Here is a 19,924-nt window from a genome sequence, read left to right as displayed (position 1 = left end):
CTGCGGAATTCACAAGGTTTTTTGCGTGGTCTTCCAGTTTGTTCTTCTTTTTCATTTTTGCAAGTTATCACGAATAAATGACAAGTTATCCTTGCACAAACTCCATTAATAAAAATACATGCTATAACAAAATTACAGACAAGGAGGTAAGCTTTTTTGAACGCAAGAGATATTATTTCAAAGCTCTCTTTATTAGAGAAAGCAGCATTATTAGGCGGAAAGAACGAGTGGGAATCAAGAGATATTCCCCGCCTTGATATACAGTCCATTACATTCGCGGATGGACCTCACGGTCTTAGAAGACAGGAAGGCGCAGGAGATCACTTGGGACTTAATGCATCACTTCCTGCAACTTGCTTTCCGACAGCAGCAACTGTAGCAAACAGCTGGGATGAAAAACTTGGTGAAGAAATCGGACAGGCACTCGGCGAAGAGGCCGTAGCACAGAAGGTAGACGTTCTCTTAGGACCGGGGCTTAACATGAAGCGCTCACCGCTTTGCGGACGAAACTTTGAATACTTTTCAGAAGATCCGATACTTGCAGGCAAGATGGCAGCTGCGTATGTGCGAGGAATACAGAGTAAAAATATTTATTCCTGCCCAAAGCACTTTGCGGTTAACTCAAGAGAATATCGCCGAATGGCAATGAATGCGGTGGTGGATGAGAGAACCTTACGTGAAATATATCTGACTGCATTCGAGATAGCGGTAAAAGAGGGCGGAGCCAAAGCAATCATGTCGGCATACAACGAGGTAAACGGTGAGTATGCCAATGAGAATAAACATCTTTTGGTAGAAATTCTCAGAGAGGAATGGGGCTTCGACGGACTTGTGGTAACGGATTGGGGCGCAAGTAACGACCATGTTGAAGGCGTTAAGTGCAGATCAAATGTGGAGATGCCTAATCCGGGACTTGATTCGGCAAGAGAGCTGATAAAGGCAGTTAAGGAAGGACTCATCACTGAAGAAGAGATAGACACAGCAGTTCTTCCCGTTATCGAAGCAGCTTTACATGTAAAGGATAACGACCATACCAAAAAATTTGATGTTAAAGCACACCATGAACTTGCAAGGAAAGCGGCAGCAAATTCAGCAGTTCTTTTGAAAAATGACGAAGACATTCTTCCGCTTGAAGCAGGAACAAAAGTTGCACTTAGAGGGCCATTTGTTGATAAGCCCAGATATCAGGGATCGGGAAGTTCTCAGGTTAATTCGACCAAGGTTGAGAAGGTTTCCGAAGTTATCGGAAATTATAATCTTGAGGTTGTGGAGGATCCAAGAGATGCAGATGTAGTACTTTTCTTTTTCGGACTTGATGAGATCGCGGAGAGTGAAGGCGCTGACAGAATGACGATGGATATTCCCGAATATCAGGTAAAAGAGCTTAAGAAGCTGACAGCTCTTAATAAGAATATCGTCGGAGTCATGAGCGCAGGATCTGCAGTGAAGATGCCTTGGCTTGATAATCTGAAGGCACTTCTTCACGGATACCTTACAGGACAGGCGGGCGCAAGCGCATTACTTGATATTATAACGGGTAAAACTGTTCCGACAGGTAAGTTGTCTGAGTCATATCCGTTTTCTTATACAGATTGTTCGATAGTAAATTTCTCAGCGGATGATACGAGAAATCTTCAGTACAGAGAAGGTCCTTTTATCGGTTATCGCTACTATGATACCGCTGAAGTTGAAGTGCAGTTCCCGTTTGGCTTCGGATTATCTTATACAACATTTAAGTACAGTGATCTGAAGGTTACGGAAGACGGCGTATCATTTACGGTTACCAATACAGGAAAACGTGACGGCGCCGAGATTGCACAGTTATACATTGGAAAAAAGCATAGCGGACTTATACGTCCCAGAAAAGAGCTTAAAGGTTTTGCCAAAGTTTGGGTAAAAGCCGGTGAATCAAAGGAAGTTACGATTTCTTTTGACGATAAGACATTCCGTTACTTCTCGACAGTTTCAGGAAAATGGGAAGTAGAAGGCGGAGATTATCAGATATATGTAGGCGGAAATGTTAAAGACATCGCTCTTGAAGGAAGTATTTCAAGGGAAGGCACCATAGAGGAACTTCCATATGATATCAAGACACTTTCAAGATACAGGAACGGACAGGTACGAAACGTTCATTATGATGAATTTGAAAAGATATATGGAAGGGCACTTCCTGAAGAGAAGGTCGGACCGCTCGAAATAAACGATGCGCTCTGCCAGATGGATACAGCAAAGAGTCTTTTGTGCAGACTTATTTATAAGATCTTGGAAAAGAAATTGGAAAAGTCTTATGAAAAGGGCGTTCCGGATCTGAATACATTGTTTGTTTACAACATGCCGTTCAGAGCTATCTGCAAGATGTCCGGAGGAATGGTCTCACGAGATATGGTTGAGAGCATTGTAACTATCGCAAACGGTCATTTCTTCAGAGGCCTTGGAGGTGTGATCGTCGGATTCTTCCGCAATTCAAGTGCAAACAAGAGATACGAGAAGAAACTTAAAAATATGTAATAGGAGATATGGGAATGAATCTTTGGAAGCGATTTGAAGAAAAAAATCCGAAGGTAGCCAAATGGGTGCGTGAAGGCGGATTATTCGTGATCGTCAGCAATCTGATCACTGTATTTAAGTATCTTTTGCTGACATTTCTCCCCGCGGCATTTGCTTTTATGGGAGATAAATCCTTTGGATGGCCGGGTATACCGCTTACTGTTGCAGGTGAAACTTTTAGCTGGAACATCTTGGGTTACGATCAGGCGCATGGAGGTTTGGCTTATTTTACGGCATATATGATCGCGATGGTCATAGGAGAATGTATCAATTTTCCTATCCAGAAAGTGTTTGTATTCCGTAATCACGATAAGCCCGGAAAGCAGATTGCATGGTATGTCATGGCGTTTATTTTGATCACATGCATTGTAAATTCTATTAACTGCATCTGGGTAGCCGTGGCGGGCAAGTTTGTTGCTCCCTGGCTTTACAACATAGGAACCACAGTACTTAACGGAGGAGTTTCAATGATCGTATTTTTCTTTGTAAATAAGATCATATTCCCGGAAACTCCGAAGGAAGCATAATTTTTTCATCGATCCTAAGGACAAAGGTCCTTTAGATATTTTCTTTCATCTAAAGTAAAAGGAGGAGAAGAGAGAAATGTTAAACATCAACCCCGCGGACGTCATTGCCGTCCTTAAAACAATGATACCTCAGCTCGTGATTCTCGGTGTGGTATTATTGGCAGCAATCATCGCAACATTGACAGTTATAAAGAAGAAAGAGCCGGTACGCAAATTTGTGCGTAAGCAGGCATGGCTCGCATTCTTCCTTACAGTTGTCATCGTGATTTCCAACATTTTGCTTGTTCCCATGTATTCCATGGTGAATATGGCAATGGGTGGAGGAACTATTTCAGATGAAGCTATCGATGAGGCTAAGGCGCTCTGCACAGAGATAGCAGAAGAAGGCATCGTTATGCTTAAGAACGATGCGCAGGCACTTCCTCTTGCAGAGGGGAGCAAGGTAAACGTATTTGGATGGTCTTCCACAAATCCTATTTACGGTGGTACAGGATCCGGAGCTCTTTCAGATGCTTATCCTACGGTAGATTTCCTTACAGGACTTACCGATGCAGGAATTGAGTACAATCAGGACCTTGTTGATTTCTACAAGGGCTGGAGAGATGCAAGACCTATAGTTGGAATGATCGGACAGGACTGGACAATTCCTGAGCCTATGGTTTCAGATTATGAGAATCTTATAACAGATGCAAAGAATTATTCAGATACAGCTATCTTGTTCATTGCTCGCTCAGGCGGTGAAGGTGCAGATCTTCCTACTTCTTATGACGGACCGGACACATTCTCAACAGAGGGACCTTTCGGAGCACTCGGTGTTCGCTTCTCAGATCAGAAGGACGATCTAGATGCTTCAAAGTCTTATCTTGAATTGTCAAACAGAGAAAAGACTCTTCTTGATAAGGTAACATCGACTTTTGATAAGGTTATACTTGTTGTAAATTCTGCAAATGCCATGGAGCTGGGCTTTGTAAAAGATTATTCACAGATTAAGTCAGTGCTTTACTGCCCCGGAACAGGTCAGACAGGTTTCGATGGTCTTGGGGAGATCATCGCAGGTAAGATCAATCCTTCCGGAAAAACTGCGGATATTTTCCTTGCAGACCTTATGAACACACCTACATCAAATAACTTTGGTGATTTCGATTACACAAACATGAGCGAATTTGGAGTTGATAACATGTTCGCTGAGGGAGGAAAAGCCTTCCCTACATTTGTAAATTATGTAGAGGGTATCTACGTAGGATACAAATATTATGAGACTGCAGCTGTTGAAGCAGCAGCCGGAAACTTTGAATTTGATTATGATGCAAATGTAGTTTATCCGTTTGGATACGGACTTTCATACACAACATTCACTCAGGAGATGAGTGAAATAAACAACGACGGTACAAACATTTCATTTGATGTTACCGTAACAAATACAGGTAATGTGGCAGGTAAGGATGTTGTTGAAGTATACTTCAATCCTCCTTATACAAATGGTGGAATCGAAAAGGCCGCAGCTAATCTGGTTGCTTTTGAAAAGACTGAGACTCTTGAGCCCGGTGCTTCAGCAACAGTTTCCATTTCTTTCCCTGTGGAAGATATGGCTTCATATGACACTTACGGACACGGATGCTATGTACTTGAGTCGGGAGATTATGAGATTTCCATCAACGCTGATTCTCACAACAAGATCGCAGCAAAGACTGTAAATATCGGTGCAGAAGTTGTATACGATCAGAACAACAAACGTTCAACAGATCAGGTTGCTGCAACAAATCAGTTTGGATTTGCAGAAGGCGGTGTAACATACCTTTCTCGTGCAGACGGATTTAAGAACTATGCAGAAGCAACTGCAGCGCCCAAGTCATTTGAGCTTGCAGAAGAGTACAAAAAAGATTATGTAAACAACACAAATTATAATGAAGCTGATTACAATAACGAAGCAGACGCTATGCCTGCAACAGGTGCAAAGAATGGCATCAAGCTTGAACAGCTCAGAGGACTTGATTATGACGATCCTATGTGGGAGTCACTCCTTGATGAGATGAGTGTTGCAGAGATGAACACACTTATCGAGCTTGGCGGATATGAGACATCGGCAGTTGAGTCTATCGGAAAAGTTATGACTTATGACTGTGACGGCCCTGCATCTATCAACAACAACTTTACGCATCAGGGATCTATCGGATTCCCTGCAGCGGTAATGATCGCTTGCACATGGAATAAAGATATAGCTCACAGATTCGGTGCTTCTATCGGACGTATGGCTAACGATATGGATGTATCAGGTTGGTATGCACCTGCTACAAATACACACAGATCTGCTTTTGCAGGACGTAACTTTGAGTATTACTCAGAGGACGGAGTGCTTGCAGGCTGGATGTGCGCAAATGCAGTACAGGGCGCACGTGAGTGGGGCGTATACTCATACGTTAAGCACTTTGCTACGAACGATCAGGAGACGAACCGTACGGGACTTCTCTGCACATGGCTTAATGAGCAGTCTCTCCGTGAGATTTACCTTAAGTCTTTCGAGATCGCATTTAAGAACGGTAATCCCGGTGCAACAATGGTAGCTTTCAACAACATAGGTATTGAACCTGCCGAGGCTTGCTCTGCACTCCTTAACACAGTTCTTCGTGGTGAGTGGGGTTTCCGTGGATTTGCTGAAACAGATTATTTCGGTGGATACGGATATCAGGATGCCGATCGTATGATCAGAAACGGCTGCGATCTGATGCTTGCAACATACTCAACACCTGAGTCAACTGTTACAGATCAGACAAGCGCAACATCACTTAATGCAATGAGAACTGCATCAAAGAACATTTTGTACACTGTTGTAAACAGCCGTGCATATGACAAAGCAGTTAATACAGGACTTCCTACATGGGTTAAGATCCTCTACGGAGTAGACGTTCTTCTTATCGCATGCATCGGATTCCTTGAGTATCGTGCAGTTAAGGCATATCTCGCAAAGAAGAAGGAAGAAGAGCCTGCAGTTGAACAGCAGACACAAGAATAAATTGCATACACACCTCTCTTTCAAAATAAAAAATAATCGAGGAAACTCCCCGTTGGTATATGCCGGCGGGGAGTTTCCGTTTGGATTTAAAAAGCGGACAACTTGTGATACGAAGTTGCCCGCTTATTTTTTATGATTTTATTTCTACTTTTTCAAAGGAGTCTATGATTGTTTCGGATGGCTTTTTGGTTAAAAGACTCACGATGAAAATAAATATTATACTTACAAGGAACGCAGGTGCAAGTTCATACAGGTTCCAAACACCGCCTAAAGGACGTACCAAGTATTTCCAGACAAACACCATTGCGCCGCCTGATATCATTCCGGCCATCGCGCCAAATCTGTTCATTCTCTTCCAATAGAGTGAGAGTATCATGCAGGGTCCAAACACTGCACCAAATCCTGCCCAGGCAAAAGATACGATTCCAAAGACAGAGCTGTTTGGATCCCAGGCGATAACGACGCCTAATACTGCGACTGCGATAAGTGTTGCTCTTGCAGTAAGCATGGCTGCGGCTTCGGATAAGTTGATTCCGAGAGTTTCCTGAATGATGTTTTCGGAAACTGAGGATGAAGCGGCAATCAGCTGTGAGTCTGCGGTTGACATTGTAGATGCAAGGATACCCGCAATTACAAGTCCTGCCAAAAGAGCAAATAAGAAGTTGTGCTCACTTATCTTTTGCGCCAGAACAACGATAAGGGTTTCGGCCTTAGCTGAACTTGAAAGGTTATCGATATCGATCAGAGATGCAAGTGCGCCGCTCTGTGTAAGCGATCTTCCGACAACGCCGAGGAATACTGCAATTGCTAATGAGAAAACAACCCATACAGAGGCGATTCTTCTTGAAAGTTTTAATTCCGAAGCGTTTCTTATAGCCATGAATCTGAGAAGGATATGTGGCATTCCGAAATAACCAAGTCCCCAACAGAACATTGTTATCTTTGAGAACAGCCCGTAAGGATCGGCTGAATTTGCCGCGTTGTTATATGTTGCATTTACATCTATAAAGCCCGGAAGTGCGGCTATATTCTCCATAACGGCGTTCACTCCGCCGGCTGAAACAATACCGTAGCCTACGACGAAAAATAATGCGATCGTCATTACGATTGACTGAATGAAGTCAGTCTTTGATGCTGCAAGAAATCCGCCTGTTGTAGTGTAGCCGACTATGATAACGGCAGAAACGATCATGGCAAGCTGATAATTTACTCCAAACAGTGATGAGAAGAGTTTACCGCAGGCTGAAAAACCTGAAGCGGTATATGGAACGAAGAAAACAAGAATAAAGAGCGCGCCGATGCACAGAATAATATTGCTGTTATCTTCAAAGCGTTTTTTGAAATAGTCGGGAATCGTGATTGCATCGACTTCTGCAGTGTAATTGCGAAGCCTCTTGGCAGTAAAGAGCCAGTTGAGATAGGTTCCCACGATAAGACCGAACGCTGTCCAACCTGCATCAGCTATTCCCGAGAAGTATGCAAGTCCCGGAACACCCATAAGCAGGTAAGAGCTCATGTCCGATGCTTCAGCGCTCATGGCTGTTACAAACGGTCCCAGCTTTCTTCCGCCGAGATAAAAATCTTTGACATCATTGGTCTCTCTTGAACTTACGAAACCAACAAGGAGCATCATCGCCAGATAGGCGAGAATAGAAACAATAATTCCGATTTGAGATGTTGTCATTTCTTTTCCCCTTTAGCTTTTCATTATGTAGTTATTTAATCGTATTTACACAATACTATATTAGCGAGATAAAGGGAAGAAGTGTTTGCAAAATCGGGCCTTAAGGAAATCTTAAGAGTATTAATTTTATGACTTTATATGGGGTGATTTTAAATTAGATAGTACGAGAAAACATATATTAAATAACGTTGCAGCGATATGTGCAAATCGTAGAACGCACTTCTGACGCGGACTATGCAATGAAAATTTTATTTCATAAGGTTTGGAAAAAATATTAATTGTGCAAAATGCCGAAAAGAAATTTGCCTATTTACAAACAAAATCCCAAGTGATAAATTTGTAAATCGCGAGCTCGAAAAAAACGAAAGGAGAAAATCTAATTTACGTGATTTTGATATTGTTCTTAACGGGAGCAGTATTCACAGATCTCTACAGAGATAAGATTTATAATCTCTGGGTGATACCGGGAATGATCGCCGGAATCGTGGGATCTGCGTTGGCAGGAAAGGATAATCTTATTTCTTGTCTGACAGCGATTGGAATTACTTTTGCTATATTGCTTCCTGTGTATCTTCTTAAGGGAATTGCTGCGGGAGATGTTAAACTCTTTATGTCAGCAGCGTCTTTCCTATCCATTGAGGACACAATGTCCTGCATCATAATGGCTTTCTTTGTAGCCGGTCTGATCTCTTTGTCGATTCTCTTGTTTAAAAGAAATAAGAAAAAGACTATCCACTTCGCAGTACCTGTTCTCGTAAGTGCGATTTTTACCTTAGGAGGTGTGGTTGTATGAACAGACCTTTACTTACGATCTGTGACACGGAAAAGGATTATTGCAGAAGACTGGATGAATATTTGAGGGATCATCTGAATTTGTCTTTTGAAATCTGTTCATTCACCGATGCAGAGATTTTTAAAGAGTTTGTAAAAGAGAAGATTCCTGAACTTTCTGTTCTCTCACAGAGTGTGTACTCGGCGCTTTTAGAAGGAGGAAGCATCAAAGCTGTAAAAAACATTTTGGTGCTTGATGAAGCAAATTCCTCTGTGAACGAGGACGAAAGTCAGGAAGAAGAAAAGAATGTATGTCATATAAGCAAGTATCTTCCTGCGGGAAAGATAATAGATGGCATTTTGGATTTCTGTGTGAAGATTCCCGGTAATATCGGGAATCTTGATGCAGGGAGAGGCTCGGAAAAGGTAAAACTTCTGGGACTCTTTTCACCACTTTCAAGGTGTGGGCAAACGGCGTTTGCCGTAAAACTTTGTGAGGAACTTTCAAAGCATGGTAAAACAATGCTCCTTAACTTTGACAGTTTTTCAATGGTCACTGAGATAATGGGTCAGGATGCGGAAGAGGATATCACGGATCTTCTTTATTATTCCGAGTGTGAAGAAGGAAAGTTTTCTGTATATCTTGAGAGGATTAAGAGAAATGCAAGAGGATTTGATTTTGTTCCGCCTGCAAAGACGGCGACTCAGATAAAGGAAATTACTTTTGAGAGAATAAAGTCGCTTACAGAGCTGCTTTCTGAAAGCGCGGGATATGAGTACATTGTTCTTGATCTTTCCGAGTTCCCGGATGGCCTCTTTGATATCCTGAGAATGTGCACAAGAGTATTTACTGTTGTGGGCGAGAGCAGGGAAGAAAATTATAAGCTTGAGCAGTACACGAAAGTACTTGGGCAGAACGGATATGACGATGTGCTTGCTAATACCGTGAGATGTCTTTTTCCAAAAGACGGCTCTTACGGAGGGCTTTCAACCTATGCGAGTGAAATGCTTGCGAGGGAGGAGCTTGTAAGTGAGTGATTTTGATGAGCTGAAAAAAGATGTAAAGTCTAAAGTTTTGCAGTCGCTTGATTTTTCAAAGGATATTTCCGATGAGGAAATGTTTGAACTGATCGACAGGGAATTATCTGTAAGTACGCGTGGGCGTGCAATCTCAATGGAGCTTAGAAAGAATCTCAGGCTCCGAATATTTCATTCGATAAGAAAACTTGATATTCTGCAGGAACTTGTTGATGATCCTGAAGTTACGGAGATTATGATAAACGGCGTCGACAATATCTTCACCGAGAGGAATGGAAGAATTGTCAGGCAGGAGCTGGGATTTGAGTCCAAAGAAAAACTTGAGGATATCGTTCAGCAGATAGTTGCTTCGTGCAACAGAGTTGTAAATGAGTCTTCGCCAATTGTGGATGCAAGATTATCCAACGGATCCAGAGTAAATATTGTTCTTAGTCCGGTTGCGTTAAACGGGCCAATTATTACGATCAGAAGATTTCCCGAAAATCCCATGACTATGGAAAGGCTTATAGAATTTGGCGCTCTTACGCCATACATAAGGGATTATCTTGCGCAGCTTGTAAGAGCAGGTTACAACATTTTTATTTCAGGTGGTACCGGTTCGGGAAAGACAACTTTTCTGAATGCTCTTTCAAACTACATTCCAAAGGACTTAAGAGTCATCACGATTGAGGATAATGCCGAGCTGCAAATCAGGGAAGTTCCGAATCTTGTAAGACTTGAAGCAAGAAATGCAAATGTGGAAGGCTGCAAGGAGATTACGATAAGAGACCTGATCAAGTCTTCGCTTCGAATGAGACCTGACTGGATCATTGTAGGCGAAGTCAGAGGAAGCGAGTGCGTAGATATGCTTCAGGCTATGAATACAGGTCATATGGCGATGTCTACAGGCCATGCCAACAGCGCGGCAGATATGCTTTCCCGAATTGAGACGATGGTGCTCATGGGAATGGATATTCCGCTTTCTGCGATAAGAGGCCAGATTGCTTCCGGAATTGATATCGTAGTTCATTTGGGAAGGCTTCGCGACAGGTCGAGGAAAGTGCTTGAGATATGCGAGCTTTTGAAAGAACCCGATCCTGTTTCGGGAAGAATTATGACAAATACTCTTTTTAGATTTGTGGAAACGGGAATGGATAATGACGGCAAAATAGCCGGTAAATGGAGGAAAGTCGGTGACATTTCAAACAATGAAAAACTTCTTTCTGCAGGTATTAAACTTCCGACCGAAGATAAATGATTTGCCGGTACTGGTTCAGGGGGCGGGAATCGCGGTTCTTTTCGGAAGATTGTTTTATGATTCGTGGATTGCGGTAGTATTTCTTTTGCCACTTGTTATACTGTGGTTCTTCTATAGAAAGAAAATTGAAAAAATGAAGAGGGTAAGGATTCTTGGAATTCAGTTCAGAGATGCCATAGCATCTGCACTCACAAGCCTTAAGGCGGGATATTCCATTGAGAACGCATTTAGGGAAGCGGGAAGAGATATGGAACTTCTTTATGGAAAAAAGAGCCTTATCTGTCAGGAACTAAAGCGTATATATAAAGGACTTGGAAATAACATACCGCTTGAGAAACTTATCGGAAGACTCGGAAAGGAAAGCGGAAACGCTGATATAGAGGAGTTTGCGGAGGTTTTTGCCGTGGCGAAAAGGAGTGGCGGAAACATGACTGATATTATTGAAAGAACGATATCGGTTATTTCAAGAAAGATGGATGTCGAAAAAGAAATCGATGTTTTGATAAGTTCAAAGCGCTTGGAAGCTGGGATAATGAATATTGTTCCGTTTTTTATCATCTTCTATATAAGTATCACCGGTAACGGATTTTTTGACCCGTTATATCACAATGTTGTGGGAGTAGTCCTTATGACAATCTGCATGCTCGTGTACTTTGCGGCATATCTTTTATCTCAGAAGATTGTAAATATCTCAATATAACAAAGGTAGTTTTATATGTTGTTTCTATATTTGATATTCCCGGTGGGAATATTTGTCTTGTGGATCTTGGCGCGAGGAGAGGTGCTTCCTTCGGATATGGAGGAAACCGGAATTAGCCGTGAGTTCCTGAAAATTGCGCTCTTTGTTTTCAAAAGATTACCGATAAGAGACAGGTTTTCTTTTGGTGAAAAAGTCAGAAGTTATCTGAGAACTCTCGGTAACAGAAAAAATGTTGAAAAGGCTGAAACTGAATATTATATTCGAAAGATTTCAATCGTACTTATCATGGCGGTTGCGGGAAGTTTTCTTTCTACGCTCATGTACCTTAGTACCAGGATGGGAACTGAGGTGTACAAGACTCAGGAGCTTAAAAGAAATACCGGCGGCGACGGAGAGTACGAGGCAGAGCTTATTGCATGTGATGAGGACGGAAGGGAAATAGGTGAGGCAAAGATCCTAGTCGGAGAGCGGCTTTATACGGAAAGTGAAGCGGACAAAATGTTTGAAGAAGCTTCGGAGGTTCTGCAGAAGACTGTTCTTGGTGATAATGAATCTTTTGATCATGTGACTGAAGATCTTAAGCTTGTAGAAAGACTTGATGGGTATCCGTTTATTATCGACTGGCACATTGATGACTACGAAGTGATTCATTATGACGGAAGGCTTGAAGATGAGAATATTCCCGAAGGGGGAGCTGTGGTAAATCTTATCGCGGAGTTTAAATACAACGGCAGAATTTGGGAACTGCAGCTGCCTGCGAGACTTTTTAAGAAAGAGATGACGCCAAAGGAGAAAATCAATTCTGAACTAAGAGATCTTTTGAAAAAAGCGGAAGAAGGTTCCGTAAACAAAGAAATCGTCGAGCTTCCGAAAAGCTACAACGATGATGTCGTAATCTGGAAGGAAAAAGCAGAAGACAACAGCCTTTTGATATTGGTTATAACACTGATAGGCGGCGCCGCTTCATACATTCTTAAGGATAAAGAGTTAAAGAAGGGTATAGAAAACAGAGCTTTTCAGATGCTGAATGATTATCCGCAGCTGGTATCGCAACTTGTTCTCTATCTTGGCGCAGGCATGACTATGAGAAATATCTTTGAAAAACTTGCGCAGGATTATCTCAGAAAAAGTAAAAACAGCGGTAAGAAGCAATATGTTTACGAAGAGATTGTTGTTGCGGTAAGAGAACTTTCGAGCGGAGTTTCCGAGGCGGCAGTATATGAAAACTTTGGAATAAGATGCCAGAGCAGGCAGTACACGAGGCTTGCCACGCTTCTTTCGCAGAATCTCAGAAAAGGAAACAGTGAGATGCTTAAGATTTTGCAGGAAGAATCGCAAAAGGCGTTTGAAGAAAAGATGGACAGAGTAAGGAAGCTTGGAGAAGAAGCGGGAACAAAACTTTTGCTTCCGATGATAATGATGCTGGTCATTGTAATGGTGATCATTATGATACCCGCATATCTTTCTTTTTAAAAAATATATTTAGTAAAAAACGGAGGAGAAAAAATGAATTATTTAATGATAGGTGCAAACAAGATCAAGAATAAGATAAAGGGGGGAATCTGCAAGTTCTGGAGTGATGAGTCGGGAATGGGAACGGTTGAAGTGATTCTTATTATCGTAGTTCTTATCGGACTTGTAATTGTGTTTAAGCAGCAGATTGCCGGAATTGTAGAAGATATTTTTAAGGCAATAAGGGAAGATACACGTGTTATTACGAACTAAAGGATATCTGACAGTTTTTTTTATCCCTTACGATAACGATGATCATGTCTCTTATTCTGGCTCTATACAGCGGAGCCAGGATTGGGGCTGTGAAGATGAAGACTGAATGTGTGGCGGATATAGCCATGAATTCTGTCCTTGCTGAGTATAGCAGAGAGCTGTATCGGCAGTATGGGCTTCTTATGGTTGATACTTCGTACGGAACGGGGAGCCATTCAATAACAAATACTGAAGAGCATTTACGAAAATATGCGCAGAAAAATTTTGAACCGAGCACAGTCGGAAGGCTGACGGGAACAAGTACGATGATGCGGGCGTTCTGCAAAGATGCGAGGATTACCGGAAGTTCTTTTGCGACTGATAATGACGGAGCGGTTCTTAACAGGCAGATTCTTGCGTACATGTCGGCTGAACCTGCAGAGGGGATGTTGACGGATGTAGATGACAATATCGGTAAGCTTAAGGATGCGGGACTTGATACGACTGATATAGATGAGATGGCGCGTGAAAATCAAGAGGAAATTGACAGTTTGGAGCTTCCGACAAAAATAAACGAGGACGGTGAGGAAGAGGCAGTCAGCTTGGGAAATCCTGCGGATGCCGTTAATTCACAGAGGGGAATAGGTGTATTGTCTCTTGCGGCCGGTGGTATAGACATATCGAGAGCTGCGGCGGATCTTTCGAATTATGCTTCGAACAGAACTGTGAATAAAGGTACCGGGCTCCGAGATTATGAGGAAATATCAGCTTCGGAGAAACTTCTTATAGATGAGTATCTTTGCGAAAAGTGCGGAAGATACAGCGGAGAACTGGAAAAATCGCTTCTTAAGTATCAGCTTGAGTATCTTATTTTTGGACAAAACAGCGATTACAGAAATCTTGAAAAGATGGCGCAGACACTATTTTTCTGGAGGCAAGCGTCGAATTGGGTGTATATGCTTGGATGTTCTTCCAAACAAAGTAAGGCGGATGCGGTTGCAAGTGCACTTACTGCGGTTCTTATGGCGCCTGAGTTTAAGGACCCGGTCAAATGGTCCATCATTTTTGCTTGGGTTTTTGCGGAGAGTGTATCGGATGTGAATATTCTTCTTGAAGGAGGGAGAGTTCCTCTTTTCAAGAGTGATTCAACATGGCAACTGGGGCTTGGAGAGATGCTTCTTTTCAGAGAAAATCTTGGAAGAAAAGATTGCGGAGAAGGTCTTTATTACAAGGATTATCTTAGGATGAAACTTGGAATGACGGATTTAAAAGATAAGACTAAAAGGCTTATGGACATTATCGAGATGGATGTTCGAAGGACTGCCGGGAACGGAGAGTTTATGATCGATCATTGCCTTGATACTCTTTGCGGCGAGCTTACGGTTGGGACAGGTTTTGGTTATGAGGTGAAGATAGAGAGGGTGTACGGATATGAAGAGTAGTCGGGAGGCAGATAAAGGCACTTCTTTAATATTTGATAATTCCAAAAATATAAAAATAAAAAAAGCTTTTTTCCGGGCGGTCAGAAAGAGAAAAGGAGTGTCTTTACCTGCGTCCATGACGGTAGAAGCTTCACTTGTACTTCCTCTTTTTATTTTCTTTTTTGCCAATCTCATGGTGATGTTCAATGTTATAAAAGTTCAGTCAGATCTTGAAGCGGCGCTCCATCAAGTGGGAAATGAGATCGCACTTAAGGCGTTTGATATTTCTTTTGCTGAAGATGCAGTAGGGATTGAAAGTGGCATGGATGTCGCCAAAGGAGTTGTTTCAGTGGCTTATGCATCGTCTAAGGTGCGGGAATATCTTGGGAGTGGTATTGATAAAAGCTGCGTAGCCGGTGGGAGTGGCGGATTGGGCTATATGAGGTCTGATGTGACAAGCGGCGATATTATCGACATTGTTGTTAATTACAAGGTTAGGCCCTTGGTCCCGATTGCGGGATTTACTAAGTTTCCTGTGGAAGGAAGATATTATGCCCACGCATGGACGGGGTATGAAATTGTCGGATCAGGGGGAGACGGAGCCTGCGAGGAAGAGATGGTATATGTCACAGAGCACGGCGAAGTCTATCACAGGAATATAAGTTGCAGGCATTTAAAGCTGAGCGTTAAGAGCACGAGTTTGTCGGGAATAGATAAACTCAGAAATAATGACAGAGCTAAATATTATCCGTGTGAGTACTGTGCCGGGAAAATTACAGCGGGAGATGTGTTTATAACCGATTACGGAAACAGGTATCACGGAAGAGTTGATTGCGCAGGGCTAAAAAGGAAGATCTACGCCATTCCAATCTCGGAAGTTGGTGCAAGGCGTCCATGCAGTGACTGCGGATAGAGGTAAATTATGATTATTCGGATAGTAGTATTGATCGTTCTTTTTGTAATAGCGGTCGAAGACATAAAAAGTATGAATATTTCTTCATGGAAGATATGGATATTGGCAGCACTTTCCGTTGGGAGTGCTGTATTTGAGGTTGCAATGGGCTCGTATGACATTGAGAGTGTGGCGGTAGCTCTTTTGCCCGGAGTAGTACTCATTGTGCTTTACTATGTGACCGGAAAGCAGATAGGACTCGGGGACGGAATGGTAACTTTGTGCATGGGACCTGCGTTTGGAATTGAAAGAGTCGCGCTTGGTATAACGGTCGCGTTTTTTGTGAGCGGTTTGTTTTCACTTGTGATAATCGCAGCATTAAGGGAAAAGAGAAAGAAGAGTTATCCATTTATTCCTTTTATTACTGCGGGAATGGTGGTGGCGACAATTGCGCAAATATAAAGGATATATGACGGTTGAGGCAACGCTTGTGGTTCCAATGGCTGTCTGCGTTATAACGCTTCTTATTTTGTTTTCATATTATCTTTACGGAAGGTGCATTCTTTCGCAGGACTGTTATGTCCTTGCGTTTAGGGCGAGTATTGATGCCGACAGATACGGAAATAATCCGGAAAGTACGGTACTTGCAAAAAGGGACAGAGTTCTTGGAAAGAAATATTTTGGAAGTACGAAGCCTGTCATATATGTAGAAAGCAGAGCTTCCGGAAAAGAAATAAAGGTCGAAGCAAGTGCGAGGATAAGAGCCGGAGCAATGGGAAATTATTTTTTGAAACCAAGATCCGGATGGGAATTTAAAGCGGGGCAAAAGGCGAAGTGCCTCGGACAGGTGAAACATATACGCAAGATGACAAGGCTTAAAGATATCGGACAAAGAGTATTTGATTAAAGGATGGAAACTAAAGTGGAATACAAATATTACAGAGATTTAAAGCACAGTTATATTATCGCTTCCTGCAATGAAGTGAGTGAGGAAGAACTTGGCGGATACAAGCTTAAGATAGCGGAGAACGGAAGGATTAAAAAGCTTCTTCCAGTCAGTCTCAGAAAGATCGATCTTGAGCAGCTTCTATATTATGAAGTAAGTTCAATGGTTAGTATGGAAGACCGGTTTTCTTCCAAGGGAATGAGTGCGGATGATCTTAAATGTTTTTTGCGTGAGCTGAAAGAAATGCTTGAAGGGCTTTCCGAGTATCTGCTCGGAGAGGAAGGGGTTCTTTTTGCACCGGAAAACATATATGTGAATATATCGTCGGGAGAATACAGATTTATGTATTATCCGTTTGAGGGAGAGAAGAAGACTTTTGCCGAGTTTACTGAGAAACTTCTGGATCTGATAGATCACGATGATGAAGAGGCTATAGAAATATCTTATAACCTGTGTGAGCTTTCTAAAGAAGATGGAATACTTCTTCCGCAGCTTGTAGATGAAGCGCTAAAAGAGGAGCCTGTTCAGGAGGAAGAAGCGCAGATAAGTGAACTGAGCTTTGATGAGCCTGATGAGTTTGAGTATGAAGATGACGACGAGGAAGATGAGGAGTATGTGGAAAAGAAAAGTCGTGGTCTCGGAACGCGGAGCAAATTTATCTTTGCATTCTTATTTGCAGGGCTTGTTGCAGTTATCATGTACGTAAGGATGAACTTTGTGCTTTCTGAAGTGGAGAATCTTTTGTCGGTCGGAGTTATTTTGGCCTCTGTGGGGACGGGGGTAGTGGCTCTTTTTACAGGTATCGGAGATTTGAAAAAATCAGGACACAAAATATATGAAGAAAGAGATTCGTGGGAAGATGATGAAGACGACGATGATTATTATGATTCTCCTTCATATAGAGATTACAGTGCATCATATAAAGCGCCTATCAAAATAACTTCTTCGGAAAAAGAATCTGTGAGTGCGTGTGCAGCTGAAGAAACAACGCTTCTTGCCGAAGAGGATTCGGGTGAGATGACGCTGTACAGCAGAAATGCGGATAAGACGTTCAGGATTCCGCTTGATAAGCTTCCAATCACGATAGGAAAACTGGAAGGCTACGTGGATACAGTTATTAAAGATATGAGCATATCAAGAATCCATTGCAGATTCAGCAGAGATGGTGAAAAGATTGTTGTTTCCGATCTCGGATCGACGAATGGTACATACAAGAACGGTTTGAGGCTCGGGCCGAAGGTGAAAGTGCCTATTGAAGAGGGTGATGAAATAAAGATAGGTCGAATTTGCTTTGACTTACGATAACTCTGAAAAATATATGTTATAATACCCTTAACCGGTTGGAGGGGTTCTAATGAAGATAAATATCTATTACGGTGGAAGGGGAATTATTGACGATCCCACTTTGTATGTTATTTCTCAGATTACAACAGTATTGCAGGAGCTTAATGTAAAGGTTCAGCAATATAATTTATATGAGCAGAAGAACGGAATCACTGCGCTTCCGAATACTCTTAAGGATGCGGACGGAGTTATCTTGGCGTCTACGGTAGAGTGGTTCGGAGTTGGCGGCTATATGATGCAGTTCCTTGATGCGTGTTGGTTATACGGTGACAAGGAGAAGATCAAGAGTATCTACATGGCGCCTGTTGTGATGTCTACGACTCACGGAGAAAGAGAAGGGATGATGAGCCTTTCCGCTGCGTGGGAGATGCTCGGAGGACTTCCTTGCGAAGGAATCTGCGGATACATTGCAGATACCACAAAGCTTGAGAACAGTTCTGAGTATTCTAAGATTATAGATAAGAAGGCGGAGAATATTTACAGGACGATCAATCAGAAGATGCCTGTTTTTCCCGCAAGTAATCGCGCGGTCATCAACAAGGTTGCCGTTGCAAACAGCATAGATCTTACACCTCAGGAATCGGAGCAGCTTTCTGAGTATGCATCCGATGACAGATTTGTAAAAAAACAGAAAGAAGATCTTCAGGAGCTTGCAAGCATATTCAGGGATAAGATGGGTCAGGATGAAACTACGGCCGGAAATTCCGAGGAGTATGCTAAGAAACTTCAGAGTACATTTAGGCCGATAGCCGGTATAAATGCCGTGTTTAAAGTTCTTTTCACCGATAATGCAAGGCTTAAGCCAGTGGTAATAAATGTTCAGAACAGCAGATGTACTTGTTCTGCGGGAGAAAGCGGAGAATGTGATGTTGTGATCACTACAGAGCAGAGAGTCTTTGAGGACATTCTTGACGGAAGAATTACATTCCAGAGGGCATTTATGGATGGAAGTATCAAAATGAAAGGCGATTTCAAGCTTCTAAGAAGTATGGATCAGCTTTTCGGACTTATGGAGGAATAACCGAAAGTTATGTCGGAAGGAATGTCTGAAGCTCAGGGCCAGATGAATCAGGAAGAGTTCTGGGAAGAGCAGAGAAAAATATATAAGACTGCGTATGTTACGATTGCGCTTGTAGTGGTGAATATTATTATGTACATATTATGTACGACCGATATCGGATACCTTATCTATGATAAAGGAGCTTTGATGCTGTCCGATATTGATTCGAACTGGGGGAAGTTTAGGACATTTACCTCAATGTTCCTTCATGCGGATATAAATCACCTGACCAGCAATATGTTTATGCTTGTGCTTTTGGGAGGCGTGATCGAGAATTATACCGGACACTTGTTTTATTTGTTTATGTATATGATGGCCGGATTATTCGGGAATTTTTTCTCTCTGGGATATGAACAGTTTTTTGGAATAGACAGGATATCTGTCGGCGCAAGCGGTGCTATAATGGGGAATGTAGGTTTTCTGGCACTGTGGCTTATTTCCGGTGGTAAATGTAAAAGAAATATTGCGAATATGAAATTCAGGCTGATCGTTTTCGGATTGTACATTATTCAGTCGTGCTTTATGCAGCCGGGTGCCAATACTCAGGCACATTTGGGTGGCTTCCTTATGGGAGTTGTCCTCGGCGTTGTTAATATAATAATATTTAAGAACAACAAAAAAATGGAGGGTTTGGCATAATGAGTGACTGCATCTTTTGCAAGATTGCTAACGGAGAGATTCCGTCAAATACTATTTATGAGAACGAGGACTTTAGAGTAATTCTTGATAACGGTCCGGCAACAAAGGGACATGCGCTGGTACTTCCCAAAAAGCACTATGCAGATCTTTTTGAGATTCCCGATGATGTTCTTGCTAAGGCTGTTCAGACGGGAAAGGTTGTAGCTTCTATGTTAAAAGAGAAGCTTCACTGCGACGGAGTCAATCTTGTTCAGAATAACGGAGCGGCAGCAGGCCAGACTGTTATGCACTACCATTTACATGTAATCCCGAGATATGAGAACGACGGACAGCATATTTTGTGGAAGCCCACAAGTCCTTCAGCTGAAGAGCTTGTGGAGGTAAAGAATACTATAATCGGTTAA

At 42.3% G+C, this 19,924-nt stretch carries 18 protein-coding genes; 17 read left to right on the top strand and 1 reads right to left on the bottom strand.

Annotated elements, in window-relative coordinates; genetic code table 11:
* Positions 1–156 precede the first annotated feature (156 nt).
* From CD00_RS0112265 to CD00_RS0112255, 3 genes are all read left to right on the top strand, one after another.
* A complete protein-coding gene (locus CD00_RS0112265; RefSeq protein ID WP_026656228.1) occupies positions 157–2,508 on the top strand; it encodes a glycoside hydrolase family 3 C-terminal domain-containing protein in 2,352 nt (783 codons plus the stop codon).
* A 14-nt stretch (positions 2,509–2,522) separates the two neighbouring features.
* Positions 2,523–3,074, top strand: coding sequence for a GtrA family protein (locus tag CD00_RS0112260; RefSeq protein WP_026656227.1), 552 nt, complete (start codon positions 2,523–2,525; stop codon positions 3,072–3,074).
* 76 nt (positions 3,075–3,150) lie between these two features.
* Positions 3,151–6,084 carry a glycoside hydrolase family 3 protein gene (locus CD00_RS0112255; protein ID WP_026656226.1) on the top strand — a complete coding sequence of 978 codons (2,934 nt, stop codon included), beginning with the start codon at positions 3,151–3,153 and terminating at the stop codon, positions 6,082–6,084.
* Positions 6,085–6,214: 130 nt separating this feature from the next.
* Here the strand turns inward: CD00_RS0112255 and CD00_RS0112250 are convergent, their stop codons facing one another.
* Positions 6,215–7,768, bottom strand: coding sequence for a sodium/proline symporter (locus CD00_RS0112250; RefSeq protein ID WP_026656225.1), 1,554 nt, complete (start codon positions 7,766–7,768; stop codon positions 6,215–6,217).
* Positions 7,769–8,153: 385 nt separating this feature from the next.
* On the opposite strand from CD00_RS0112250, the gene CD00_RS19450 reads away from it, so the two are divergent.
* From CD00_RS19450 to CD00_RS0112180, 14 genes are all read left to right on the top strand, one after another.
* Complete coding sequence (locus tag CD00_RS19450; protein WP_051199141.1) at positions 8,154–8,561, top strand: prepilin peptidase; 408 nt, start codon at positions 8,154–8,156, stop codon at positions 8,559–8,561.
* The gene (locus CD00_RS0112240) at positions 8,558–9,577 is read left to right on the top strand and encodes a hypothetical protein (RefSeq protein WP_026656224.1); all 1,020 of its coding nucleotides are present in this window, start codon (positions 8,558–8,560) and stop codon (positions 9,575–9,577) included. The genes CD00_RS19450 and CD00_RS0112240 overlap by 4 nt, the downstream gene beginning before the upstream one ends.
* A gap of 79 nt (positions 9,578–9,656) precedes the next feature.
* Positions 9,657–10,814 carry a CpaF family protein gene (locus CD00_RS0112235; RefSeq protein WP_081811973.1) on the top strand — a complete coding sequence of 386 codons (1,158 nt, stop codon included), beginning with the start codon at positions 9,657–9,659 and terminating at the stop codon, positions 10,812–10,814.
* Between the two features lies 1 nt (position 10,815).
* Complete coding sequence (locus tag CD00_RS0112230) at positions 10,816–11,514, top strand: type II secretion system F family protein (protein ID WP_185750454.1); 699 nt, start codon at positions 10,816–10,818, stop codon at positions 11,512–11,514.
* 66 nt (positions 11,515–11,580) lie between these two features.
* Positions 11,581–12,987 (top strand): type II secretion system F family protein, encoded by a 1,407-nt coding sequence (locus tag CD00_RS0112225; RefSeq protein ID WP_207640497.1) that lies wholly within the window; start codon positions 11,581–11,583, stop codon positions 12,985–12,987.
* Between the two features lie 33 nt (positions 12,988–13,020).
* Positions 13,021–13,239 (top strand): Flp1 family type IVb pilin, encoded by a 219-nt coding sequence (locus CD00_RS20895; protein ID WP_034462106.1) that lies wholly within the window; start codon positions 13,021–13,023, stop codon positions 13,237–13,239.
* A gap of 95 nt (positions 13,240–13,334) precedes the next feature.
* Positions 13,335–14,660: a DUF5702 domain-containing protein gene (locus CD00_RS0112215; protein ID WP_185750452.1), complete on the top strand. Its 1,326-nt coding sequence runs from the start codon at positions 13,335–13,337 to the stop codon at positions 14,658–14,660.
* Positions 14,650–15,552 (top strand): TadE/TadG family type IV pilus assembly protein, encoded by a 903-nt coding sequence (locus tag CD00_RS19445; RefSeq protein WP_051594185.1) that lies wholly within the window; start codon positions 14,650–14,652, stop codon positions 15,550–15,552. The genes CD00_RS0112215 and CD00_RS19445 overlap by 11 nt, the downstream gene beginning before the upstream one ends.
* A 9-nt stretch (positions 15,553–15,561) precedes the next feature.
* Positions 15,562–15,993 carry a prepilin peptidase gene (locus CD00_RS0112205; RefSeq protein WP_026656218.1) on the top strand — a complete coding sequence of 144 codons (432 nt, stop codon included), beginning with the start codon at positions 15,562–15,564 and terminating at the stop codon, positions 15,991–15,993.
* Positions 15,980–16,438: a hypothetical protein gene (locus CD00_RS0112200; protein WP_026656217.1), complete on the top strand. Its 459-nt coding sequence runs from the start codon at positions 15,980–15,982 to the stop codon at positions 16,436–16,438. The genes CD00_RS0112205 and CD00_RS0112200 overlap by 14 nt, the downstream gene beginning before the upstream one ends.
* A 3-nt stretch (positions 16,439–16,441) precedes the next feature.
* Complete coding sequence (locus CD00_RS0112195; RefSeq protein WP_026656216.1) at positions 16,442–17,782, top strand: DUF6382 domain-containing protein; 1,341 nt, start codon at positions 16,442–16,444, stop codon at positions 17,780–17,782.
* A 49-nt stretch (positions 17,783–17,831) separates the two neighbouring features.
* Positions 17,832–18,842: an SCP2 sterol-binding domain-containing protein gene (locus CD00_RS0112190; protein WP_026656214.1), complete on the top strand. Its 1,011-nt coding sequence runs from the start codon at positions 17,832–17,834 to the stop codon at positions 18,840–18,842.
* 9 nt (positions 18,843–18,851) lie between these two features.
* Positions 18,852–19,520: a rhomboid family intramembrane serine protease gene (locus CD00_RS0112185; RefSeq protein ID WP_026656213.1), complete on the top strand. Its 669-nt coding sequence runs from the start codon at positions 18,852–18,854 to the stop codon at positions 19,518–19,520.
* Positions 19,520–19,924: an HIT family protein gene (locus tag CD00_RS0112180; protein WP_026656212.1), complete on the top strand. Its 405-nt coding sequence runs from the start codon at positions 19,520–19,522 to the stop codon at positions 19,922–19,924. Before CD00_RS0112185 ends, CD00_RS0112180 begins: the two co-directional genes overlap by 1 nt.

Source organism: Butyrivibrio sp. AE3003, from assembly GCF_000686065.1.
Taxonomy (GTDB): Bacteria; Bacillota; Clostridia; order Lachnospirales; family Lachnospiraceae; genus Butyrivibrio; species Butyrivibrio hungatei_A.
This window is presented reverse-complemented; position numbering and strand designations above follow the sequence as displayed.